Origin of the sequence: Actinokineospora terrae, from assembly GCF_900111175.1 — a bacterium.
GTDB classification, from domain to species: domain Bacteria; phylum Actinomycetota; class Actinomycetes; order Mycobacteriales; family Pseudonocardiaceae; genus Actinokineospora; species Actinokineospora terrae.
The window spans coordinates 58093-73254 of sequence record NZ_FOGI01000015.1; the positions used below are offsets into that span (position 1 = coordinate 58093).

The 15162-nt window shown below is 69.2% G+C and carries 14 protein-coding genes; 9 read left to right on the forward strand and 5 right to left on the reverse strand.

The window, feature by feature from the left end; translation table 11 throughout:
• Nucleotides 1-89: 89 nt before the first annotated feature.
• From BMY07_RS29055 to BMY07_RS29070, 4 genes are all read left to right on the forward strand, one after another.
• Entirely contained in the window at nucleotides 90-593 is a 504-nt protein-coding gene (locus BMY07_RS29055) for a YlcI/YnfO family protein (RefSeq protein WP_092785702.1), read from the forward strand.
• A gap of 71 nt (nucleotides 594-664) precedes the next feature.
• Nucleotides 665-1510, forward strand: coding sequence for a DUF4097 family beta strand repeat-containing protein (locus BMY07_RS29060; RefSeq protein WP_092785704.1), 846 nt, complete (start codon nucleotides 665-667; stop codon nucleotides 1508-1510).
• A 17-nt stretch (nucleotides 1511-1527) separates the two neighbouring features.
• Nucleotides 1528-2475, forward strand: coding sequence for an ATP-binding cassette domain-containing protein (locus BMY07_RS29065; protein WP_092785706.1), 948 nt, complete (start codon nucleotides 1528-1530; stop codon nucleotides 2473-2475).
• A 50-nt stretch (nucleotides 2476-2525) separates the two neighbouring features.
• A complete protein-coding gene (locus tag BMY07_RS29070; protein ID WP_092785919.1) occupies nucleotides 2526-3275 on the forward strand; it encodes an ABC transporter permease in 750 nt (249 codons plus the stop codon).
• A 128-nt stretch (nucleotides 3276-3403) separates the two neighbouring features.
• Here the strand turns inward: BMY07_RS29070 and BMY07_RS29075 are convergent, their stop codons facing one another.
• Nucleotides 3404-6862, reverse strand: coding sequence for a P-loop NTPase family protein (locus BMY07_RS29075; protein ID WP_092785708.1), 3459 nt, complete (start codon nucleotides 6860-6862; stop codon nucleotides 3404-3406).
• Nucleotides 6863-7471: 609 nt separating this feature from the next.
• Here BMY07_RS29075 and BMY07_RS29080 point away from each other — a divergent pair.
• Nucleotides 7472-7789, forward strand: coding sequence for a hypothetical protein (locus tag BMY07_RS29080; RefSeq protein ID WP_143073694.1), 318 nt, complete (start codon nucleotides 7472-7474; stop codon nucleotides 7787-7789).
• Nucleotides 7790-7841: 52 nt separating this feature from the next.
• Here the strand turns inward: BMY07_RS29080 and BMY07_RS29085 are convergent, their stop codons facing one another.
• Together BMY07_RS29085 and BMY07_RS29090 are read right to left on the reverse strand one after the other, a co-directional pair.
• Nucleotides 7842-8408, reverse strand: a complete 567-nt coding sequence (locus BMY07_RS29085; RefSeq protein ID WP_092785712.1) for a GNAT family N-acetyltransferase — start codon at nucleotides 8406-8408, stop codon at nucleotides 7842-7844.
• A gap of 120 nt (nucleotides 8409-8528) precedes the next feature.
• Nucleotides 8529-9653: a coiled-coil domain-containing protein gene (locus tag BMY07_RS29090; protein ID WP_143073695.1), complete on the reverse strand. Its 1125-nt coding sequence runs from the start codon at nucleotides 9651-9653 to the stop codon at nucleotides 8529-8531.
• Between the two features lie 108 nt (nucleotides 9654-9761).
• Here BMY07_RS29090 and BMY07_RS29095 point away from each other — a divergent pair, with 108 nt between their 5' ends.
• Genes BMY07_RS29095 through BMY07_RS29105 form a run of 3 tightly spaced genes read left to right on the forward strand, consistent with a single transcriptional unit; the run spans nucleotide 9762 to nucleotide 12047 of the window.
• Nucleotides 9762-10973 carry a tyrosine-type recombinase/integrase gene (locus BMY07_RS29095; RefSeq protein WP_092785716.1) on the forward strand — a complete coding sequence of 404 codons (1212 nt, stop codon included), beginning with the start codon at nucleotides 9762-9764 and terminating at the stop codon, nucleotides 10971-10973.
• Nucleotides 10970-11548, forward strand: coding sequence for a maleylpyruvate isomerase mycothiol-dependent enzyme family protein (locus BMY07_RS29100; RefSeq protein ID WP_092785718.1), 579 nt, complete (start codon nucleotides 10970-10972; stop codon nucleotides 11546-11548). The genes BMY07_RS29095 and BMY07_RS29100 overlap by 4 nt, the downstream gene beginning before the upstream one ends.
• A 31-nt stretch (nucleotides 11549-11579) precedes the next feature.
• A complete protein-coding gene (locus BMY07_RS29105; protein ID WP_143073696.1) occupies nucleotides 11580-12047 on the forward strand; it encodes a GNAT family N-acetyltransferase in 468 nt (155 codons plus the stop codon).
• On the opposite strand, the gene BMY07_RS29110 is transcribed toward BMY07_RS29105, so the two are convergent.
• Both BMY07_RS29110 and BMY07_RS29115 read right to left on the reverse strand, forming a co-directional pair.
• Nucleotides 11999-12778, reverse strand: coding sequence for a class I SAM-dependent DNA methyltransferase (locus tag BMY07_RS29110; RefSeq protein ID WP_245782726.1), 780 nt, complete (start codon nucleotides 12776-12778; stop codon nucleotides 11999-12001). The two genes, BMY07_RS29105 and BMY07_RS29110, sit on opposite strands and share 49 nt — an antisense overlap.
• Nucleotides 12742-13311 carry a TetR/AcrR family transcriptional regulator gene (locus BMY07_RS29115; RefSeq protein WP_092785720.1) on the reverse strand — a complete coding sequence of 190 codons (570 nt, stop codon included), beginning with the start codon at nucleotides 13309-13311 and terminating at the stop codon, nucleotides 12742-12744. The genes BMY07_RS29110 and BMY07_RS29115 overlap by 37 nt, the downstream gene beginning before the upstream one ends.
• Before the next feature lie 78 nt (nucleotides 13312-13389).
• On the opposite strand from BMY07_RS29115, the gene BMY07_RS29120 reads away from it, so the two are divergent.
• On the forward strand, nucleotides 13390-15147 hold the full coding sequence (locus BMY07_RS29120; RefSeq protein WP_092785722.1) for an ABC transporter ATP-binding protein: 1758 nt from the start codon (nucleotides 13390-13392) through the stop codon (nucleotides 15145-15147).
• Nucleotides 15148-15162: the final 15 nt, after the last annotated feature.

The following is a 15162-nucleotide window of genomic DNA, read 5'->3' on the forward strand; positions in this document are numbered from 1 at the left end:
CCCTGGAGTGGCCCGTTCGCCAGCCCGGGGACACCAGCCATGAGCCACGGTGGCTTGCATTGGTGCCACGCGTGTGCCACAGTGGTGCCATGGACCTGACCCCGTACGTGAGCAACCTCGGCCGTGAGTTCGCCACCCTCGCCGAAGCGGGCGGCGACGAGGCCCGCGCGCTGGTCGAGCAGCTGACCGGGGCGCTGGAGTCGGCGATCAGGATGACGCTGCTCGACGCGCTCTCGGCGGCCACGGACGAGATCACCCGCGACCTCGCACCCGGCTCCGTGGAGCTGCGCCTGCGCGGCCGCGACCCGAACTTCGTCGTGACCGCGCCACCGGTCGGTCCGACGCAGGACACGACCGAGGACGACCCGGCGGACGGTCCGCTGATCGCCGAGGACGGCCCGAGCTCGCGGATCAACGTGCGCCTGCCCGAGCAGCTCAAGACCGCCGTCGAGGAAGCGGCGGCCAAGGAGGGCCGCTCGGTCAACGCCTGGCTGGTCCGCGCCGCCTCGACCGCCCTGCAGCGCTCCGACCAGCGACCGGAGCCCCGCACCGGCAAGCGCACCCAGCAGCGCATCACCGGCTGGGTCCGCTGACACCACCGCTCTCCCACTCACCCGCACTGACCTGCGGTAACGCACCACCGACACCTGACTAGGGGACAGCCATGCCAAAATTCGACACTCCCGAGCCCATCGCCATCACCCTCGAGCTCGGCACCGGCACCGTCCGGATCACCGCAGGCGACCGCGTCGACACCACGGTCGACGTCCGCCCGACCGACCCGGCGGAGGAGTCCGACGTGCAGGCCGCCGAGCGGGTCCGCGTCGAGTACGCCAACGGCGTGCTCCAGGTCGTCGGCCCGAAGGCCCGCGTCTTCGACTTCTCCCGCAAGACCAGGTCGGTCGACGTGACCATCGAGGTCCCCACCGGGTCCCGGCTCTCCGGCGACGTCCGGATGGGCGACCTGACCACCACCGGCGTGCTCGGCGAGTTCCGCTACAAGACCTCGATGGGCAACGTCCAACTCGAGCGCACCGGACCCCTGCGCGTCGACACCTCCGCCGGTCACATCACCGCCGAGGGCATCGCGGGCGACGCCGAGGTCCACACCGGCAGCGGACGGGTCCACCTGGGCACCGTCGACGGCTCGCTGGTGGTGAAGAACTCCAACGGCGGCACTGAGGTCGGCACGGTCACCGGCGACGTGCGGGTGCGCTCGGCCAACGGCGACATCACCGTCGAGCAGGCGGGCGCCGGGGTCGAGGCGAAGTCGTCGCTCGGCGCCATCCGGGTCGGCCGGATCGCCCGCGGCTCGATCGAGCTGGGCACCGCGATGGGCGACCTGGAGATCGGCATCGCCGAGGGCACCGCCGCCTGGCTCGACGTGAGCACCGGGTTCGGCCAGGTGCGCAACCTGCTCACCGACGCCACCCGGCCCGAGGAGTCCGACGAGACCGCCGAGGTGCACGCGCACACCTCGTTCGGCGCCATCACCATCCGCCGTTCCTGACCCTGAGGAGTCCGACCATGACCACCCACTCCCGGCCCGCGATCGCGGCGACCGGCCTGCGCAAGTCCTTCGGCGACCACGTCGTGCTCGACGGCATCGACCTGACCGTTCCACAAGGGACGGTGTTCTCCCTGCTCGGCGCGAACGGCGCGGGCAAGACCACCACGGTCAAGATCCTGTCCACTTTGATCGGTCCCGACGCCGGTGATGTCCGCGTCGCCGGGCACGACGTGGTGCGCGAAGCGGACGCCGTGCGCGCCGCGATCGGTGTCACCGGCCAGTTCTCCGCAGTGGACAACCTGCTCACCGGACGCGACAACCTGCGGCTGATGGCCGACCTGCACCACCTCACGCGAGCCGACGGCAAGCGGCGCGCCACCGGCCTGCTCGACCAGTTCGACCTCGCCGACGCCGCCGACAAGCCCGTCTCGACGTACTCCGGGGGCATGCGGCGGCGTCTCGACCTGGCGATGACCCTGGTCGGCAGCCCGCGGGTGATCTTCCTCGACGAGCCGACCACCGGCCTGGACCCGCGCAGCCGCCGGGACATGTGGCAGATCGTCCGCGACCTGGTGGCAGGCGGCGTCACCATCTTCCTCACCACGCAGTACCTGGAGGAGGCCGACGAACTGGCCGACCGGATCGCGGTCCTGGACAAGGGCCGGATCGTCGCCGAGGGGACCGCGGAGGAGCTCAAGCGCCGCATCCCCGGCGGACATGTCCGGCTGCGGTTCGCCGACACGGACGGTCTCGACGCCGCCCAGCGCGTGCTGGGCCAGGCCTCCCGGGAGAACGACACGCTCGCGCTGCGGGTGCCCAGCGACGGCAGCCTGCGCTCGCTCAAGACCCTGATCAGCCTGCTCGACGACCGCGCCATCGAGGTCGACGAGCTGTCCGTGCACACCCCCGACCTCGACGACGTCTTCCTCGCCCTCACCGACACCAGGAAGGTGGCCGCACAGTGACCACCCCCAGCCAGGCGCTGCGCTTCCACCCGCTGCGCGACTCCGCGACCATGCTTCGCCGCAACCTCAAGCGGATGGTGCGGTACCCGTCGATGACCGTCACGCTCATCGCGATGCCCGTGGTCTTCCTGCTGCTGTTCGTCTACGTGCTCGGCGGGACGTTAGGAGCGGGCTTGGGCGGCTCGGGCGGGCGCGCCGAGTACGCCAACTACGTGGCCCCCGCGATCATCCTGATGACCGTCACCGCCACCATCCAGGGCACCGCCATCTCGATCGCCATGGACATGGCCGAGGGCATCATCGCCCGCTTCCGCACCATGCACATCGCCCGCGTGTCAGTGCTGACCGGCCACGTCCTGGGCAGCATGGTCCAGGCCGCGATCAGCCTGACCGTCGTCACCGCGGTCGCCCTGCTGGTCGGCTTCCGCCCCACCGCGGGCCTCGGCGGCTGGCTGGCAGTGGCGGGCTTCCTCGCCGCCGTCACCTTCGCCCTGGTCTGGCTCGCCGTCGCCCTAGGCCAGGTGAGCAAGAGCGTCGAGACCGCCAGCAACCTCCCGATGCCCCTAGTGCTGCTTCCCTTCCTCGGCAGCGGCTTCGTCCCCACCGACTCCATGCCGACCGCCCTGCGCTGGTTCGCCGAGTACCAGCCCTTCACCCCCATCATCGAGACCCTCCGCGCCCTCCTGATGTCCAAGCCCCTCGGCCCCAACGCCTGGATCGCCCTGACCTGGTGCGCCTTGATCGCCCTCGGCGGCTACCTCTGGTCCAAGCGCCTCTACGCCCGCGAAACCACCACCTGAGCCGATCAGCACCACTCACCCGTCGACCAGCTCCCGGTCTATGAGCCCTTGATCTGTCGCCCGGCCCGTACCCACACGGTCCGGGCGGCGTCATGCGATCACCAGCTGTACCGACCGTCGACGAGGTCCTAGCTGAGCTTCTCCGCCTCTTGCACGAGTGCGGCGACGACTTCGGGGTGCTCGACCAACACAGGCATCACCAACCCGAGGCGACCGCAGCGCAGGGCTTGCATGAGCAACTCCGTGCGCTGAGACCAGGGTGTTCTTTGGATGAGAGCCACCAATGCTTCAACACGGCACTGGATGTGATCAATCGCGGTCACCAGTGCTACAGCCCGGTCTACCCAGCCGATCTCGTGGGCGCCGATCGCGAGCATGACCGAGACCTGGTCACGACTAGCTGGTCGGGACATCAGGTAGGAGATGGTCTTGACGCGCTCGAACAGGTGGTTCGCGCGGCCCACGTCACCGACCCGGTGCGCGGCCTGCATGAGTGCGACCATCGCCTTCGCCTGGATCGTGCTGGATTCGATCAGGTCTGCCATGCGCTCGCCCGCACCGGCTTCGCCGATCAAGCAATGCAGGTGGACCCGCAAGAGCAGCACGTTGTCGCCGGTGCCTGCTCGACATATCAACTGCTCGACCTCCGCTTGCAGGTCGGCCAGGTCGATGTCGCGCAGGCGGTCTACGATGTTGGTGACGATCTGCAGGATGACATCAACGTGCGTGGCGGTGGCGCGCAACCGCGACGCGAACCGCAACGCCGTGGGCACCGAGATCTCGGATGCCGCAATGGCGACATCGGCGATGACCCCGTCGTTCACGATGCTGAACTCGCGATCCCCATCCTTCCCGACGCAGAGCGTGTAGGTGTCGGCCAAGAACTGATGGGCATACCCGTCGTGGTCTCCTTTTTCGACCAACCGGTAGAGGATAGCCACCCGGACGCGCGCTGCCTCTTCGGGTGGGATGTCCGCGACAAGCCTGTCTATCCATTGATATTGGCCGAAGTCGGCAAGGTCCTCCGCCAGCTGCACCAATCGGCGACCCAGGAACCGCGCCAGTGGGACCAGTTCCCACAGCGCGGCCTCGACGGCTCCCAGGTTCCCGTCCCGTAGACCGGAGGAAATGACCTGGACGAGCCACGGCATCGGCTCCTGGGGCTCGTGTTCGTCGTGCACCACGCGGTCGTCCGCTGTCGGCATGGACTGCGCGGCAATGGCTTCCAACACGGAGGTGAGAACGCCCGACCACTGCACTGGCTCGGCTGCGGCCAGAACTTCGCGTTGGACTGTGTCGAGAAGGTGGACAGCCCGCTCCAAGTCACTCGATCGACAGCACTGCCGCGCGACGGCGAGCAAGCCGTCGATCCGGTCCCAGGGGGAGCTCATCGAACTCACTGTGGCGAGTGCTGCCTCGACGGACTGGAGCTGTGCGACAAGGCGGACGAACTCCTTGTCCGGTGTTCCCGCCGCCTTGATGTCGGCGATCAGCACCTGCACTCGAGCCAGTTCGCCATCGGTCAACGGCTCGATGACGGTGTCCAGGAGGCGCACGATTGTGGCGGCGCGCATTGGTCGAGCGCGGGTGCTATCAAGGTGGTCGAGCAGTGTATTGATCAGATGTCCGACTATGGCGCGAGATTCGACCTTCTGCACCACCTCGATTGCTCGGAGCACCACCTCCGCGGTGACCTCGGGAGACTGGTGGTTCGCCACCACACGAAGCGCTCCCACCACGACACCGAGCACCTGGTGACGGGCCTCGGACATCGCCAGCACCCCCGCCACGGAGACCAGTGCCGTGGCGTGCAGAAAGTCCGACTCGATGCCGTCACACATCGATACAGCCAGGTGTGGGTCCTCGGCGCCCACGACCACCGCCTCCGCCGCCGTGCGACCGTCGTCGGGTCCCGCCAGTTCCACCAGGTAGTCCATGAGTTCCTTGTCTCCGCTGAGAACGACGTGCCGGAGCACCGCCAGGACAGCGGGTAGGCGAAGGGCTGCCTGATCGATCCCGGCAATCGCCTCAGCGGCTCGGCGGACCTGTCCGGTGCGTACCAATACCTCGCCCAACGTGGACAACACCTCAGCTTGGTCGAACGGGCTCAGTGACCGGGCGCACAAGGAGATCACCTCGGTGACGGTCGACTCCTCGAGGTCGACACCGATCATTCCGAGCAACGCTTCCGCCTGGTCGCGCACGGTGGCGAAGCTGACCATCAACGCTTCAGCGCGATCGCGGTGCCCGGCGGCTACCCACAGCCCGGGCAACTCCGGCGGAAATCTCGGCCACCGCTCCGCCAGGTACTCCGCGTGCAGCGACAGCCTCGCCATCCGAACCAGGTCGTCGCCGGTGGGACCGAGAACGTTCTGGACCTGGATAACCTCGGTGAGCGCTAAGGTGGCGGCCCCTATCAAGCTCATCCATTCGTGGCGTGCGCGGTCCGTAGCCAATGCGACGAGTCGATCGATGTCGTTGGTACGCTGCAGCAACCCGGCGTAGCCATCCATGAGGTAGTGGGGGGTGTTGTCCGGCCACTGGGCGACTCGATACCTGTTCGCCCACTGGTGGAATCGTTCGACGACGTCGACCGTGACCGTGGGGTCCAGGAAGCCCTCTGCGGTGTCCTGCAGGTCCTTGTGCCCGAGCACGAAGGCGGTCTCACCGTTGGCGCGCGTGGACCGGGGCATGAAGGTGCGGCCGGTGACGCTATTGAGCAGCCGCGTCGTTGCCCGGCGCAGCCACCCGGTCAGCTCGACCAGGTCGGAGACGGTGAGGCCGGTGCGCGCGACCGTGAGCAGACTCAGTAGCTCACGTTCCCTGGCCGATCCGTCGACCAGGCGCTCCACCTCCCGTTCCATATCGACTCGGATCACCTGAGCCTCTGGGGACGGGGCCAACAGGACCACGCGGCGGCTGGCGGAAACCAACGGGTGGTGGTCGGGTACGTCTCGCGGCGGGGACGGGTTTGGTCTGGTGGAAACCACCACGCGAAGACCGTCGGACGGTTCGCCGGGCAGCAAAGCCGCGATGCTGTGCGCACCGGGGTCGGTAGTGGCCCCTTGATCCTCATCGAGACCATCCACCACGAGGACCAGCCTGGTACCCACCTTGGCAAGCTCGCGCGCCGCGTCCGAGAGCATCCCCCGAAAGTCGGCTTGTAATGTATGCGGCCAGGAAATCGGCGGCAGTGGCCTATCCAGAACCGTCGCCAACTGCTCGAGTACCACTTGCAGGAAACCGTCCCGGTTATCGTGACCCGCGTACCTGCTGGTGACGAAGAACGAAACAATCCGGACACCCGGAGGTGGATTCAGCACGAACCAGGACAGGAGAGCCGTCTTGCCCGCCCACGCGGGACCTTGCCAGATCTGGTAGGGCGACTCGACGTCATCCGCGAGGCAGAAGGTGGTCAGGTCGGCGATCTCGCCCTGTCGTCCATGGAGGCTGTCCCGTGGTGCCAACTCGCGCACGAGCTCGGAGTAGCGGGAGTCCGCTGGCCCCTGTGAGCCGACCTGGATGCCACCGAACACGTTCGCGGCCTGGACAGTCGGAGCGTTGGTGTTCCCGACGGTGAACCGCATGCCCGACTGTGGGGATTCGGCCAAACGTCCCTCCACCGGACTAGGGGTCAGCTCGGACTATTCTGCCGTGAGCGATGGTATGGCTCCTCGCCTCCCACCATGTTCATCAAGACTGTCCCTCTTCTGTCCGGAAGCGCAAGGCCACCAACCTTGAACCACATCGGGCAACTCCATCTCGTCCGGATCGCACTGCCCCGTCTCGTTCTTGACAAATCCGGGCCCCGCACCGACTGGGAACTTTTCGACCGCGATGCTCCCGCGTGTCAGCGCCGCACCTGCATCGACTGTCGACCCCTGGTCAGATGGATGGCAACGCCTGGTCTGAGTGGATTGGGCTGTCGACAAGGCATGCAGGCACGGCTTGCGCGGATACGGCAATCAGTTGCCCGCTGCTATCAACGATGCGGTCATGCGAACGGAGGCTTTGCCAACCCAAGTCCTCGCAGCGTAGCTACCGCTGGTCCAAGCGCCTCTACGCCCGCGAAACCACCACCTGAGCCGGTTGGCGCAGTTCGACCGGCCTCCCGCAAGAGGCGGTACACGGGGGGAGGGGCGGTCGGTGAGGATCGCGGGGATCGGCTCGGCACATCGAGACAGGAGTTGAGACGGATGTCCCGACGTATGACAGGTGCGGTGTTGGTCGCGGTGAGCGCGGCGATGGTGGTGGGCGCCCCGGCGCAGGCGAGCACCACGAGCCCGTCCGCCTGCCGGTGGACCTGGGTCTACCAGGTGACCGACCCGGCAGGCGCCAACACCTACTCCCGCAGCGGCCAACTCCTCGACCACGCCGACCGGTACGACCTGATCAACGTCACCGAGAAGGACACCCGCTACTACGGCATCAACATCCGCACCGACGTCTGGGGCGGCATCAACCCCACCCAACTCACCTACACCGGCACCAGCGGCTGCTTCCCCCTCGACTGAACCACCTAGCCCCGCCCGGCCCGCATCCCACGGTCCGGGCGGCGGCATGCGCCTAGCCGTTCCGGTTTCGCGTTTGGTCGGTGTCGGAGCGGATTCGGCTGAACATGAGCATGTCGGCCCGGTTGTCGCCGATCTCCTGCCAGGAGCGCAGAAGGCCCTCCTCGCGGAAGCCCGCCTTCTGCGCAGCGCGGAGGGAAGCCGTGTTCCAGGGTTCTACGTACAGCTCGAGGCGGGGGATGTGCAGGGTCGCGAAGGCCCAGTCGCTCAGGGTGGTGAGGATTCGGGTGGCGGTTCCCTTGCCGCGGGCCGAGGGGACGAGCCAGTAGCCGATGGAGGCGCGGCCGAGGTCGAGGTCGCGGAGCCAGGGGCCGATGTTGCCGATGGGCCGCGAGCCTTCGACCACGACGAACGAGTAGCCGGTGCCGGCTCGGGCTCGGTCCTTCTGCCGGTCGATGTAGGCAGCTGCCGTTGCGGGGTCGAAGGGTTGGGGGACCGTGGTGATGGCGGGGATGTAGGGGTCGGTCGCTGCTTCGCGGAGCACCTCGATGTCGTCGTGGCTCCACTCGCGCAGGGTGTGCTCGCCGTTGGTGATCGTGGGGAGGACCAGTGGTTCCGGCACCCTGTCATGCAAACACGGGCGGCGGAGGGCCTGCAACCCGATGATCAGTCCTTAGAGGACATTCGGCCTTGGCGACTTCCGCGGCGTGAAACCACCAGGTAGCCAGTCCACCGGGTTTCGTCACGGTGACGAAGAAAGCGAGTCGTGGAGGCGGCGTAGGTGGGCCGGGAGCGACTCGGCGGGGGAGTCGAGGAGGTAGGCCAGTTCTGCCTGGACCTGGTTGCGGGCGGCGGTCGCGGTGAGGGCTGTGGTGATGTGGCGTTCCAGGGCCTGGGTGTGTTCACGGTGCAGGGCCTCGACGCGGGAGTCGGCGGCGCGCTGGGCTTGGGACTGAGCTGCGGTGGCCTGGGTGTGGGCGTCGGCCAGGGAGGTTCGGGTGGCGGTGAGGTCGGCGCGGAGGGTGTTGAGTTCGGCGCGGGTCGACGCCAGGACCGCCCTGACGGTGGCGAGGTCCTGTTGGGTGGCGGAGTGGGCTTCGGTCGCGGCGGCGAGGTCGCGCTTGGCGACGGCAGCGTCGGACTCGGCGGTTTGACGGGCGGAGTTGGCCTCAGCCGCTGCTGACTCGGCGCGGGCGGTCTCGGCGGTGAGGCGGTGCCAGAGGTCGCGGCGTTCGGTGGTGAGGGTGCGGACGCGCGTGGCGAGGCGGGCGGCGCGTTGATCGGCGGACTCGGCGCGGGCGCGGTCCTCAACAGCCGCCGCCTCGGCACGATCCGCGCGAGACGACTCGAGATGGCGGGCTTCGACGGCCGCGGCCAGGTCCCGGCGGGCGGCTGCGGCGTCCGACTCGGCGGCGCGGCGGGCCGAGTGGGCTTCGGTGGCGGCCTGGTTGGCGGTGTTGGCGCGGGTCACGGCGGTGTCGCGCTCGGCGGCTATCCGCGTGGCCTGATCACGGGCCTCGGCGGCCTCAACTGATGCCTGGTGTGCGCGGGCCTCGGCGTCGGCGATGCGGGCGGTGGCGGCGGCGTCCAGGTCGGTGAACCCGGCGACGACAGTGTTGAGAGCCGTGGTCAGTTCGGTGGCGGCGGTGGTGAGTTCGGTGGCGCGGGGCTGGAGCGCCGTGAGGGTGTCGTGGCCGAGTTGCCGGAGCGCGCCCAGGTAGTCGTCCACCCCCAGGTCTTCCACGGCCCGCCGTCGAGTCCGCGCGTCGGCCGCGTGCTCGGGCGAGCAGTAGCGCTGCCGGTTGCTGCGCGGCGAGAACCAGTTCTCACACCCTGTCAGGGCACACACTCGTTCGTCCGCGCTCATCCTGTTCCCCCCATCTCTAATCTAACATGTTCAGCTTAGCAGATCGACCAAACGCGATAACATTAGAGGTAGCCGACAGAACACTCCTTTTGTCGGTAACCTAACCGCATGGACCCGAGGCCCCTTCCCGCCCGCACCACAGACCTCGCCGAAGGCACCCTCTGGCCTGGGGTGGGGGACCCGATCCGGCTGCTCACCGAGATCACCGCATGGCTCCGGTCGTACGGCGCGACCTCCACCCGCCGCACCTACGCCGAGGGCCTGGGCCTGCCCACGAGCGTCACCGACCTGCGCGACTGGCTCAGCCGCGCCGACCACACCTGGGTCCGCGTCCTCCGCGCCTACGCCGACACCCTCGACCTCACCGCCGCCCTGCACGCCGACCTCACCGACCCCGAGCGAAACCGCCCCCCGACCCGCCCCGGCCGCTTCCGCCCCCTGCACTGGCTCCGCTGGTGCGCCTCAACCGGCCTCGACCCCGTCACCGCGAGCTCCATCGATGTCCTGACCTGGCAAGACGCTCTCCGCGCCGCCGGTGCCGCCCCCGCGACCCGCACCCGCATGCTCGCCACCGTCCGCACCCTCTACCAACACCTCGCCGCCGCGGGCCTCGTCACCGCCAACCCCGCCGACCTCGACCGCCGCCGTCTCGGCCTTCGCGACCCCCAACCGGCCAAGACGATCCTCACCCTCACCCCGGCGGAGGTCGCGGCCCTGCTCAACGCCGCCGCCAGACCCCGCCCCGGCGCGTCACCCCGAGACCGCCTCCGCGCCCGTGCCGTCGTCGCCCTGTTTACCCTCGGCCTGCGCGTGTCCGAGCTGTGCGACCTCGACCACCCCGACCTGCACACGACCCGCGGCCGCCGTGCCCTGCGCGTCACCGGCAAGGGCGGCAAGATCCGCACGGTCTACCTCACCGACCTCGCCGAGTCCGCCCTCACCGACTACTTCGACGCCCTGCCCACCGCCCCGACCACCACGGTCACCAGGTCCACCGTGGCCGGACGCGCCCCGCTCCTGATCACCCGAACCGGCACCCGCTGCGACCGCCGCGACATCTGGAGCCTCCTGCGCCGCCTCGCCACCGCCGCCGACCTGCACGAACTCGCGGGCGCGATGCACCCCCACGCCCTGCGCCACTTCTACGTCACCACCGCGATGGAACAGGGCGCCCACATCACCGACGTCCAATCCGACGTCGGCCACGCCCGCGTCGACACCACCCAACGCGTCTACAACCACGCCACCCGCGACCCCTCCCGCACCGCCGCCACCCACGTCGGCGACACCCTCACCCGCCACCTGGAGCAGACCCCGTGAACCCCGCCGACCTCGACACCGCCATCACCTGCGTGACGACCGCGCTGACCCCCATGACCAGCCGGAACTGGTCCGAAGCACCCGGCACGGGGGAGTGGACCGCCTGGCACACCGCCGAACACATCGGCGACTGCCTGCTGTCCTACGCCGCCCAGGTGGTCGCCCAACCCACCACCCACTACGTCCGCTTCCTCGCCAAGGCCGATGAGGACGCCACCCCCGCCGACCTGCTGGAGTTCGCCACCGCAGGCGCGGGCATCCTCTCCGCCACCCTCCACACCACTTCCCCAATCGCCCGCGCCTACCACCCCTCGGGCCTCTCCGACCCCGAAGGCTTCGCCGCCATGGCCTGCGTCGAGATCCTGATCCACGGCACCGACATCGCCCGCGGCCTGGGAACCTCGATAACCCCACCCGGCGACGTGTGTGCCAGAGTCCTCACCAGACTGTTCCCGCATGTAGACGTAAGAGGCATCGACCCGTGGACAGCTCTGTTGTGGGCGACCAACCGGGTGGACCTACCAGGCAAGCCCCGCCAAACCGCCTGGCACTGGCAGGGCGTCCCTCTTACCTGACCAGCGCAGTCGTAGGTGCGATGCTTCCCGCATGGGTGAGTTGCGTGTGGTGGTGGACGACCTGTCAGGTGCGGAGGTGGCGCGGTTCCTGGGGGAGCACGTCGAGCAGTTGCGGGCCGTGACGCCGCCGGGGAGTTCGCATGCTCTGGATCTTGAGGGGTTGCGGAAGCCCGAGGTGACGTTCTGGGCGGTCCGCGACGGGGACGTGCTCGCTGGGTGCGGTGCGCTCAAGGAGTTGGCGCCGGGGCATGGGGAGGTCAAGTCGATGCGGACGGCGGGGGAGTACCGCAAGCGCGGGGTGGCGTCGTTGGTGTTGCGGCACATCGTCGAGGTCGCCACCGAGCGCGGGTACGAGCGGCTGAGCCTGGAGACGGGGTCATTCGAGTTCTTCGCCCCGGCGCGGGCCCTCTACGCGAAGTACGGATTCACCTTCTGCGGGCCCTTCCCGCCCTACGTGGAAGACCCCAACAGCGTGTTCATGACCAAAGCGTTGGCCTGAGCGACGAACACGAACTCCTTGCCCGGCCGGTCCGGGGCCTCGCGGACGTCCAGCACGCGGTACCCGTGCGCGGCGAGATCCCGCGAGATCTCGTCCAGGTCACGGAAGCACAGGGTCGAGTCCGAGGAGATCACCGCGCCGTCCGGAAACCGGTAGGTCGAGCGGAACGACACCAGCGGCAGCCGCACCTCGGTGACCTCCCGCCGCTGCGAGACCGCCCCGATCCCCGGCACGTCCAGCACCACCTGGCCGTCCCACTCCTCCCACGCCCGCCGCTGTGGCCGCCGGGTCTCGAACACCAGGTATCCGCCCGGCCGTGTCGCCGCACGGCAGCCCGCGAGCACCTCAGCCCACTGCGCGTCGGTCAGGAAGACCTGCGCGACGTTGCCCGTCATCACGACCAGGTCAACGTCCAAGCCCGCCGCCGACCCGACGTCGCCGTGCACCCACCGCACCCGCTCTTCCCTGCTCCGCGCCACTGCCAGCGACGCCTCCGCGGGGTCGACGCCGATCACCTCGATCCCGCGGTCCGCGAGCCGAACACCCAGGTTGCCGGTGCCGCAGCCCAGGTCGAGCACCCGCCGCGCGTCGAGTTCGGCGACGAGGGCCACGTACGCGTCGAGGTCGTCGCGCGGGGCGTCGAAGGTGTCGTAGACGGCGACCAGGCGCGGGTCGGCGAAGACCGGGTCAGGCGTCAGGGAGCCACGACCTTGTGCAGTGCGCGCAGGCACGAGTCGAGGGCCTGGTGGCGGGACGCGACCCCGGTCCGGGACTGCTGCCAGGCGGCGTAGAGCAGGGCCCAGAGGATGTCGCGGATCCAGGGGCCGGTCAGGGTGGGGTCGATGCTGCCGTCGTGGTGGCCCCGGGTGATGAGGTCGAGGACGGACTGGTTGTCGGGGTCGCACTCCCAGGTGACGTCGCCGTCGGGGGCGGAGTAGTTGAACACCAGCATCAGCACGTTGCCGAGTTCGAAGTACTCCTGGCAGAGCCGGTCGAGCCCCTCGGCGCCGGTTCCCTCGGTGAGCCGCGCCCGCCGGGTCGCCTGGACCACGTGCTCCCAGCCCATCTGCTGCAGCGCGGTGGTCAGGTCGGCGCGCTCGGGGAAGTACCGGTGCACGGTGGTGCGCCCGACCCCGGCCGCGGCGGCGATGTCGGCCAGGCTCGCGGCCGGGTCGGCGGTGAGCACGGTGACCGCGGCGTCGAGGATCGCGCGGCGGGTGCGGGCCTTGGTCCCGGTATCGGCTGCTGCGGTGCGGACATCCACCGGCCCAGCGTAGGTCCCCTCGGTCCACAGCGGTATTCGACTTGACCGGTGTGGAACATCGATGTTCCACTATCGAGCATGAGCGTTCCGAAAAGTGGGCGGCTTCGCGTCCTCTGGTCCTTCGCCCGTCCCCACCGCGCCCGACTCGCTCTCGGGCTGGTGCTCGCCCTCGCCGGGTCCGGCGTCGGCCTGGCCACCCCGCTGGCCACCAAGTGGGTCCTCGACTCCCTGGGCGCTGACGGCGGCCTGCGCGGCCCTATCGTGCTGATGGCCGTGCTGCTCGTGGTCGGCGCCGTGATGTGGACCTGGCAGTCGGTGGTGCTGGGCACCCTCGGCGAGCGCATCGTCCTCGCGGCTCGCCAGGGCATGGTCGACCGGTTCTTCCGCGCTACCGTCCCCGCCATCAGCACCCGCGCGCCCGGCGAGCTCGTCACCCGGGTCACCTCCGACACCCTCCTGCTGCGCGACGCGGCAGCCGCCAGCGTCATCGGCCTGATCAACGGGGTCGTCATGCTGGTCGGCACGCTCGTGCTGATGGCGGCGCTCGACCTGGTCCTGTTCCTGACCACGGTCGCCTCGGTGATCGCCATCGCCATCCTGTTCGGGCTGCTCATGCCCGCGATCGCGGTCGCCAAGGAGAAGGCACAGGCCCACGTCGGCGCGCTCGGCGGGACGCTCGAAGGCGCGCTGCGAGCAGTGCGCACAGTCAAGGCGAGCCGCGCCGAGCAGCGGCAGACAGCCGTCATCATCACCGACGCCCGCGGCGCGGCCGAGCAGGGCATCCGCGCGATCCGGCGGGAGGCGATCGCCTGGGCCATCTCGTGGAGCGGCATCCAGCTCGCGATCATCCTGATCCTCGGGATCGGCGCGTGGCGGGTGTCCGACGGGGACATGGCGGTGTCGACGTTGATCGCGTTCCTGCTCTACTCGTTCGGCCTGATGGGGCCGGTGACCACGCTGAGCCAGAACGTCACCGCGCTGCAGAACGGCATCGCCGCCGCGGGGCGCATCCGGGAGGTCGACGACCTACCAGTCGAGACCTCGGGTGTCAGCACCAACACCGCCGTGCGCACTACCGGGCCGGTGTTGGAACTACGAGGCATTACCGCCGCCTACGGTCCCGACTCTCCACCAGCCGTGCATGGGATCGACCTGGACGTGCCGCGCGTGGGCCATACCGCCATCGTGGGGCCCTCCGGAGCGGGTAAGACCACCTTGTTCTCCCTGATCCTGCGGTTCCTAGAGCCCCAGGAAGGCTCGCTGCTCGTCAACGGCGTTCCTTATCGGGACCTCACCCACGCCGACATCCGAGCCCACCTCGCCTACGTAGAGCAAGAGACACCGGTCGTCCCCGGCACGATCCGCGACAACCTGCTGTTCTCCCACCCCGACGCCACCAACGACCAACTCCAGAGCGCGCTGGCCGCCGTCCGGCTCGACACCCTCGCCGACACGCTGCCCGAGGGCCTGGACACCCCGCTGTCAGGCACGTCTGTCTCCGGCGGTCAACGCCAACGCATCGCCCTAGCCCGCGCCGTGCTGACCAACCCGGACGTCCTCCTACTCGACGAGGCCACAGCCCAGGTCGACGGCCTGACCGAGTCCGCCCTGCACGACGTCATCCGCACCCACGCCTCCCGCGCCGCCGTAGTCACCATCGCCCACCGACTCTCCACGGTCGTCGACGCCGACACGATCATCGTCATGGCCGAGGGCCGAATCCGCGCCCGCGGCACCCACGCCGAACTCCTGGCCACGGACTCCTTGTACCGCGACCTGGTCGAGTCCCTCCGCATCCCGGACTCGGTGGCTAAAGTGGGTTCCATGGGCCATTGACCTCGCGCACCGCCC

Excerpts from the sequence above, each read along its gene's own strand:
- BMY07_RS29055 (WP_092785702.1), top strand. The coding sequence starts at position 90 with ATGGACCTGACCCCGTACGTGAGCAACCTCGGCCGTGAGTTCGCCACC.
- BMY07_RS29060 (WP_092785704.1), top strand. The coding sequence starts at position 665 with ATGCCAAAATTCGACACTCCCGAGCCCATCGCCATCACCCTCGAGCTC.
- BMY07_RS29065 (WP_092785706.1), top strand. The coding sequence starts at position 1,528 with ATGACCACCCACTCCCGGCCCGCGATCGCGGCGACCGGCCTGCGCAAG.
- BMY07_RS29070 (WP_092785919.1), top strand. The coding sequence starts at position 2,526 with ATGCTTCGCCGCAACCTCAAGCGGATGGTGCGGTACCCGTCGATGACC.
- BMY07_RS29075 (WP_092785708.1), bottom strand. The coding sequence starts at position 6,862 with ATGCGGTTCACCGTCGGGAACACCAACGCTCCGACTGTCCAGGCCGCG.
- BMY07_RS29080 (WP_143073694.1), top strand. The coding sequence starts at position 7,472 with ATGTCCCGACGTATGACAGGTGCGGTGTTGGTCGCGGTGAGCGCGGCG.
- BMY07_RS29090 (WP_143073695.1), bottom strand. The coding sequence starts at position 9,653 with ATGAGCGCGGACGAACGAGTGTGTGCCCTGACAGGGTGTGAGAACTGG.
- BMY07_RS29095 (WP_092785716.1), top strand. The coding sequence starts at position 9,762 with ATGGACCCGAGGCCCCTTCCCGCCCGCACCACAGACCTCGCCGAAGGC.
- BMY07_RS29105 (WP_143073696.1), top strand. The coding sequence starts at position 11,580 with ATGGGTGAGTTGCGTGTGGTGGTGGACGACCTGTCAGGTGCGGAGGTG.
- BMY07_RS29120 (WP_092785722.1), top strand. The coding sequence starts at position 13,390 with ATGAGCGTTCCGAAAAGTGGGCGGCTTCGCGTCCTCTGGTCCTTCGCC.